Source organism: Streptomyces dysideae (assembly GCF_001514305.1).
Taxonomy (GTDB): domain Bacteria; phylum Actinomycetota; class Actinomycetes; order Streptomycetales; family Streptomycetaceae; genus Streptomyces; species Streptomyces dysideae.
The window spans coordinates 521908-528831 of sequence record NZ_KQ949075.1; the positions used below are offsets into that span (position 1 = coordinate 521908).

Below are 6924 nucleotides of genomic sequence, written 5' to 3' on the forward strand. Positions count from 1 at the left end.
TACATCTCCTACGTGTCGTATGTGAGCGTCAGCGCTGGGTTGCGGCGATCGATTCCCGCGCGACGGCGGCGACGTTCTCGCCAGTGAAGCCGTACTCGCGGAAGAGGACCTTGCCGTCGGCGGAAGCACCGAAGTGCTCCAGGGAAACGATGCGACCGGCGTCCCCGACGTACTTGTGCCAGGTGAGACCGATACCGGCCTCCACCGCGACACGCGCCTTCACGGAGGGCGGCAGGACGCTGTCCCGGTACCCCTGGTCCTGCTCCTCGAACCACTCCACGGACGGCATGGACACGACCCGCGTCGGCACACCGCCGGCCTGGAGCTGCTCACGCGCCTCGACGGCGACATGCACCTCGGAACCGGTGGCGATGAGGATGACCTCGGGCGCAGTGTTCTGCCCTTCGGGCCCTTCGGCCTCGAACAGGACGTAACCGCCCTTCGCCGTATCCTCGTTGGGCTCGTACGTCGGCACGCCCTGGCGGGTCAGCGCCAGACCGTGCGGGGCGCCCTTGCCGAAGACCTTGGTGTGGCGCTTGAGGATCTCGCGCCAGGCGATGGCCGTCTCGTTGGCGTCGGCCGGGCGGACGATGTTCAGACCGGGGATGGCGCGCAGGGAGGCGAGGTGCTCGACCGGCTGGTGCGTCGGGCCGTCCTCACCGAGACCGATGGAGTCGTGCGTCCACACGTACGTCACCGGCAGGTGCATCAGCGCGGACAGGCGCACGGCGTTGCGCATGTAGTCGGAGAAGACCAGGAACGTGCCGCCGTAGATACGGGTGTTGCCGTGCAGCGCGATGCCGTTCATCTCCGCGGCCATGGAGTGCTCGCGGATACCGAAGTGGATCGTGCGGCCGTACGGGTCGGCCTCCGGCAGCGGGTTGTCCGCCGGCAGGAACGACGACGTCTTGTCGATCGTCGTGTTGTTCGAGCCCGCCAGGTCGGCCGAGCCGCCCCACAGCTCCGGGATGACCGCACCCAGCGCCTGCAGGACCTTGCCGGACGCGGCACGCGTGGCGACGCCCTTGCCCGCCTCGAAGACCGGGACCTTCTCCTCCCAGCCCGTGGGCAGCTCACCCGCGGCGATACGGTCGAACTCGGCCGCGCGCTCCGGGTTGTTGTTGCGCCACTCCTGAAGCCGCTTCTCCCACTCCGCCTTGGCCTGACGGCCGCGCTCCAGCGCCTTGCGGGTGTGGGCGATGACCTCGTCGGTGACCTCGAAGGACTGCTCCGGGTCGAAGCCGAGGACACGCTTGGTGGCCGCGACCTCCTCGTCGCCGAGCGCCGAGCCGTGCGCGGCCTCGGTGTTCTGCGCGTTCGGGGCGGGCCAGGCGATGATCGAGCGCATCGCGATGAACGACGGCTTGTCCGTGACCTGCTTCGCGGCCTCGACGGCGGCGTAGAGGGCCTGCGGGTCGAGGTCGCCGTTGGCCTGCGGCTCGACGCGTTGCACATGCCAGCCGTACGCCTCGTACCGCAGAGCGGTGTCCTCGGAGACGGCCGTCTCGGTGTCGCCCTCGATCGAGATGTGGTTGTCGTCCCACAGCAGGATGAGGTTGCCGAGCTTCTGGTGGCCGGCCATCGAGGACGCCTCGGCGGAGATGCCCTCCTGGAGGCAGCCGTCACCGGCGATGGCGTACACGAAGTGGTCGAACGGAGACTCGCCCGCGGGCGCCTCCGGGTCGAACAGACCGCGCTCGTAGCGGGCGGCCATGGCCATGCCGACGGCGTTGGCGACACCCTGGCCCAGCGGGCCGGTGGTGGTCTCGACGCCCACCGTGTGGCCGTACTCCGGGTGACCGGGGGTCTTCGAACCCCACGTCCGGAACGCCTTCAGGTCATCCAGCTCCAGGCCGAAGCCGGCCAGGTACAGCTGGGTGTAGAGGGTCAGGGACGAGTGGCCGGCGGACAGCACGAAGCGGTCGCGCCCGACCCAGTCGGCGTCCGCCGGGTCGTGCCGCATCACCTTCTGGAAGAGGGTGTAGGCGGCAGGCGCCAGGCTCATCGCCGTACCCGGATGGCCGTTGCCGACCTTCTGTACGGCATCGGCGGCCAGGACGCGGGCGGTGTCGACGGCCCGCTGGTCCAACTCGGTCCACTCGAGGTCTGTGGTGGTCGGCTTGGTGCTCACCCTGGGTCAGGGCTCCTCTCCACATGTCACGCATGTCGAATGCCGGTGCACTGGGCGCCCACCGGCCGTTGTCGAGCCTACCCCCGTAAGAACGTGCATTTTTTCGAGTCATTCCAGACTGCCGGGAGTCATGGGGACGCGCCTCCCGACTGGGCTGGACGGCATCCGGCAACTGAATACGCACCCGCTCGTTCGAGTGCTCAACGGAGTGCCGTCCGGCTCGTCCGGGAGGCCTGCTCAACACGACCCCACCCCCGCGAATGTCCGGGTCTGGGCAACGTCTACAGTGGCGTGGTACGCGCGAGCCTTTACCGGGACTTCACAGGGGGAGGCTTGCTGGGATGTCTCTGTCAGGGGTGTGCGTGACGGCCGTTGAATCCCGTCCAGCGGGGATTATCGGGACGAGCCAGAGCCCGAGCCACCGGCCGTTCGGGGCCCGTGTCAAGGCGTTCGTGGCGCTGACCAAGCCGCGGATCATCGAGCTGCTGCTGATCACCACCGTTCCGGTGATGTTCCTCGCCGAGCAGGGCGTGCCCGACCTCCGTCTGGTGCTCCTCACCTGCCTCGGCGGCTACCTCTCCGCCGGCGGCGCCAACGCGCTCAACATGTACATCGACCGCGACATCGACGCGCTGATGGACCGCACCTCGCAGCGCCCCCTGGTCACCGGCATGGTCAGCCCCCGCGAGTGCCTCGCCTTCGGCATCACACTGGCGGTCGTCTCGACGCTCCTGTTCGGCCTGGCCGTCAACTGGCTGTCCGCCTGGCTGTCCCTCGGCGCACTCCTCTTCTACGTCGTCGTCTACACGATGATCCTCAAGCGGCGTACGTCGCAGAACATCGTGTGGGGCGGCATCGCCGGCTGCATGCCGGTCCTCATCGGCTGGTCGGCGGTGACGAACTCCCTCTCCTGGGCGCCGGTCATCCTCTTCATGGTGATCTTCTTCTGGACTCCGCCGCACTACTGGCCGCTGTCCATGAAGGTGAGGGAGGACTACGCACGCGTGGGCGTGCCGATGCTGCCGGTCATCGCTTCCAACAAAGTGGTCGCCAGGCAGATCGTCATGTACAGCTGGGTGATGGTGGCGGTCTCGCTGCTGCTGACCCCGCTCGGCTACACGGGCTGGTTCTACACGCTGGTCGCCCTGGTCGCGGGCGGCTGGTGGCTGTGGGAGGCACACTCCCTCCAGAACCGCGCGAAGGCGGAGGTGACGGGCGCGAAGCTCAAGGAGATGCGCCTGTTCCACTGGTCGATCACCTACGTGTCGCTGGTGTTCGTCGCGATCGCCGTGGACCCCTTCCTCAGGTAGACGTTCCTCACGTGGACGCTGAGGCAAGCGTCACGCACCCCGCACGTCGCCGTTCGCTCTACCCGTCGGTAGCATCCTGGCCATGGCAGACACGCAGCAGGTTGACGCGAAGGCCGAGCGCAGGGCGGCCAAGCTGGCCAAGCAGATCAGCGCCTTCTCCAAGGCACACGGCGGCGCCGAGGGTCAGGTCGCGTACATCGGGGAGCGCGGCGCCCGGATCGTCCTCGTCGGTGAGGACGGCGGCTGGGGCGACCTGGTCGCACCCTCGTACGAGATCGCCGAGAAGGCCGTGGAGAAGTCCGGGATCACCGTCCACGAGGACTTCGACGGCGAGTTCGCGGCCAAGGTGAAGACCGGGCCGTACGAGTGGACGCGCATGGCCGGGATCCAGGTCGGCGGCCCGAGCAACACCTGACCATCCGCACGACGGTGGCCGACAGGGCTCGGTCATTCACACAGAGTGTGTGACACCAACACCTGATGCCCGGTTCACCCGTTAGGACGTGTAGTACGGCACGGTCCAGTCACGGGAGTCCGGATGATCGAAACGCCGTCCCTCGTGGACCAGTACTGCCACGGCGTACTGAGGACGGAGCTGGGCCTCGGCACCTTCGAGGCCCAGCTGGCCCGCACCGAGGGCCCGCCCGCGCCGGGCACGAGCCTCTTCGACACCCAGACCGGTTTCGCCGTACGCCGCTGGTGCCCCCCGCTGCTCGGCCTGGAACCGCACTGCCCGCCCGCCCGCTATCTCGCCCGGCGCCGTGAACTCGGCGTACTGGAAGCGGGCCGCCGGCTGCTGCGCGGCAGCGGCATCACGACGTACCTGGTCGACACCGGCCTGCCCGGTGACCTCACCGGCCCCTCCGAGATGGCGTCCACCGCGAACGCCGAGGCCCACGAGATCGTGCGCCTGGAGCTCCTCGCCGAACAGGTCGCCGACACTTCCGGCACCGTCGAGTCCTTCCTCGCCAACCTCGCCGAGTCGGTGCACGGGGCCGCGGCCAACGCCGTCGCCTTCACCTCGGTGGCGGGCGTACGGCACGGACTCGCCCTCGCGCCCGAACCGCCGGGGCCGGGGGAGGTACGGGGTGCGGCGGGGCGCTGGCTGGCGGGGCGCCGGGTCGGCGGGGAGCTGAGCGACCCCGTGCTGCTGCGGCATCTGCTGTGGATCGCGGTGGCGTCGGGGCTGCCGCTGCAACTGCACGCGGGGCTGGGGGAGCCGGGGCTGCGGATCGACCGTACGGATCCGGTACTGCTGACCGACTTCGTGCGTGCCACGGCCGGCCTCGGCACGGACCTGGTGCTGCTGCACGGCTACCCGTACCACCGTCACGCCGCCCACCTCGCCGGCGTCTTCCCGCACGTCTACGCCGACTCGGGCGCCGCACTCGTCCGCACCGGCGCCAGGGCCGCGACCGTCCTGGCGGAGATCCTGGAACTGGCCCCCTTCGGCAAGATCCTCTTCTCCAGCGGGGCCCATGGGCTGCCCGAGCTGCACGTGGTGGGGGCGCGGTTGTTCCGCGAGGCGCTGGCGCGGGTGCTGGGCGGCTGGGTGGCCGAGGGGGCGTGGTCGCTGGCGGACGCGCAGCGGGTGGCCGGGTTGATCGCGGTGGGGAATGCGCGGCGGGTGTACGGGCTGGAGTGAGCTACGCCCGGGAACCTACGGTCGCCTCGGCCGCAGGCCCCGGGATGCCGGCCAGTTCGGTCTCCGGCCGCTCCCGCAGCGCCAGCAGCACCCGCAGCACCGCGATCCATGTCAGGGCCGAGCCGAGCATGTGCAGGCCGACCAGGATCTCCGGGAGGTCCGTGAAGTACTGGACATAGCCGATGACGCCCTGGGCGAGCAGGATCACGAACAGCTCGCCCGTGCGGGACAACGGCCCTTTCGGCGCGTCGACCGCCTTGAGGACGAACCACAGGGCGAACGTCAGCGTCACCACGACCCAGGCCAGTACCGCGTGCACCTTGCTGACCGTCTCCCAGTCGAGCGGCATCCGCTCGACCTCGCTGGAGTCGCCCGCGTGCGGCCCCGCGCCGGTCACGACCGTGCCGACCAGGATCAGCAGCACGGAGGCCGCGACCAGGAACCACACCAGCTGCTGCACGGACTTGCCGACCAGCGGACGGGGCGCCCCGTCACCTTCCCTCGTGCGCTGCCACATCACCGTGGCGACCGCGATCAGCGCCGACGTCGCCACGAAGTGCGCCGCGACCGTGTAGGGGTTGAGGCCGACCAGCACCACGATGCCGCCGAGGACGGCGTTGCTCATCACGACCCAGAACTGGGCCCAGCCCAGCTTGGTCAGGCCGCGCCGGTACGGCTTCTCGGAGCGCGCGGCGATGATCGCCCAGCCGACGGCCGCGCACAGCACGTACGTCAGCATGCGGTTGCCGAACTCGATGGCGCCGTGCAGGCCCATCTCGCTGGTCGCGGTGAGCGAGTCGGCGGTGCACTTGGGCCAGGTCGGGCAGCCGAGGCCGGAGCCGGTGAGCCGCACCGCACCGCCGGTCACCACGATGACCACGGACATCACGAGCGCGGCGAGGGCCGCACGTTGGACCGTCCTGGGGTCTGGGGTCCAGCGTGCGGCGATGAAGGCGAGCGGGTTGCGCGCGGCCGCCATGGCGTCGGCGCGGGTCACTTTTGGCACGCGCCCTATCGTAGGCGGCCGCTTGTGCACGCTTTCACGAGGGTCCCGCTCTGTCTCACTCCCAGCGGAACCAGCGTCCGGCCGCGGTCAGCCCGACGACCGCCCAGACGGCGAGGATCCCCAGGTCACCCCAGGGCATCCCGGCGCCGTGCCGGAGCACGTCCCGCAGGCCGTCCGACAGTGCCGAGATGGGCAGCAGGCCCAGCACGTCCTGCGCGCCGGCCGGGAACTTGTCCAGCGGGACGATGACGCCGCCGCCCATGAGCAGCAGCAGGAAGACGAGGTTGGCGGCGCCGAGCGTCGCCTCCGCCTTGAGCGTGCCGGCCATCAGCAGGCCGAGGCCGGAGAAGGCGGCGGTGCCCAGGACGAGCAGGAGCAGGACGGCGACGGGGTTGCCCTGCGGTGACCAGCCGAGCGCGAAGGCGATCACTGTCAGCAGGACGATCTGGAGGACCTCCGTGACCAGCACGGACACCGTCTTCGCGGTCATCAGGCCCCAGCGGGGCAGCGGGGAGGAGGCGAGCCGCTTCAGCACGCCGTACCGGCGTTCGAAGCCGGTCGCGATCGCCTGGCCCGTGAACGCGGTCGACATCACGGCGAGCGCGAGGACGCCGGGCGTGAGGAAGTCGACGGCCTCGCCCGCGCCGGTGTCGACGATGTCGACCGTGCTGAAGAGGACCAGCAGGAGGGTCGGGATCACGACGGTGAGCAGCAGCTGTTCGCCGTTGCGCAGGAGCATCTTCGTCTCGAGGGCCGCCTGCGCCGCGATCATGCGGGGGAGGGGGGCCGCGCCCGGCTTCGGGGCGTACGTACCGGTGCTGACGGTGGTCAC

At 70.0% G+C, this 6924-nt stretch carries 6 protein-coding genes; 3 read left to right on the top strand and 3 right to left on the bottom strand.

Annotation, left to right across the window (positions count from 1 at the left end; genetic code table 11):
* Positions 1 to 28 precede the first annotated feature (28 nt).
* On the bottom strand, positions 29 to 2131 hold the full coding sequence (gene tkt, locus AQJ91_RS02340) for a transketolase (protein ID WP_067015441.1): 2103 nt from the start codon (positions 2129 to 2131) through the stop codon (positions 29 to 31).
* 341 nt (positions 2132 to 2472) lie between these two features.
* Between tkt and AQJ91_RS02345 the strand changes: the two genes are divergently transcribed.
* The 3 genes from AQJ91_RS02345 to AQJ91_RS02355 all read left to right on the top strand — a co-directional run bounded on the left by AQJ91_RS02345 (position 2473) and on the right by AQJ91_RS02355 (position 5086).
* Complete coding sequence (locus AQJ91_RS02345; RefSeq protein ID WP_407696812.1) at positions 2473 to 3441, top strand: heme o synthase; 969 nt, start codon at positions 2473 to 2475, stop codon at positions 3439 to 3441.
* 82 nt (positions 3442 to 3523) lie between these two features.
* Positions 3524 to 3856, top strand: a complete 333-nt coding sequence (locus AQJ91_RS02350; RefSeq protein WP_067015447.1) for a hypothetical protein — start codon at positions 3524 to 3526, stop codon at positions 3854 to 3856.
* 123 nt (positions 3857 to 3979) lie between these two features.
* Positions 3980 to 5086 carry an amidohydrolase family protein gene (locus AQJ91_RS02355; protein WP_067015450.1) on the top strand — a complete coding sequence of 369 codons (1107 nt, stop codon included), beginning with the start codon at positions 3980 to 3982 and terminating at the stop codon, positions 5084 to 5086.
* Position 5087: 1 nt separating this feature from the next.
* Here AQJ91_RS02355 and AQJ91_RS02360 read toward each other — a convergent pair whose 3' ends face one another.
* Positions 5088 to 6083 (bottom strand): COX15/CtaA family protein, encoded by a 996-nt coding sequence (locus AQJ91_RS02360; RefSeq protein ID WP_079084622.1) that lies wholly within the window; start codon positions 6081 to 6083, stop codon positions 5088 to 5090.
* A 64-nt stretch (positions 6084 to 6147) separates the two neighbouring features.
* The gene (locus tag AQJ91_RS02365; RefSeq protein ID WP_079084623.1) at positions 6148 to 6924 is read right to left on the bottom strand and encodes an ABC transporter permease; all 777 of its coding nucleotides are present in this window, start codon (positions 6922 to 6924) and stop codon (positions 6148 to 6150) included.

What these genes read in the sequence shown, in the direction of transcription:
- AQJ91_RS02345 (WP_407696812.1), top strand. Translation starts at nt 2,473, where the DNA reads ATGTCTCTGTCAGGGGTGTGCGTGACGGCCGTTGAATCCCGTCCAGCG.
- AQJ91_RS02350 (WP_067015447.1), top strand. Translation starts at nt 3,524, where the DNA reads ATGGCAGACACGCAGCAGGTTGACGCGAAGGCCGAGCGCAGGGCGGCC.
- AQJ91_RS02355 (WP_067015450.1), top strand. Translation starts at nt 3,980, where the DNA reads ATGATCGAAACGCCGTCCCTCGTGGACCAGTACTGCCACGGCGTACTG.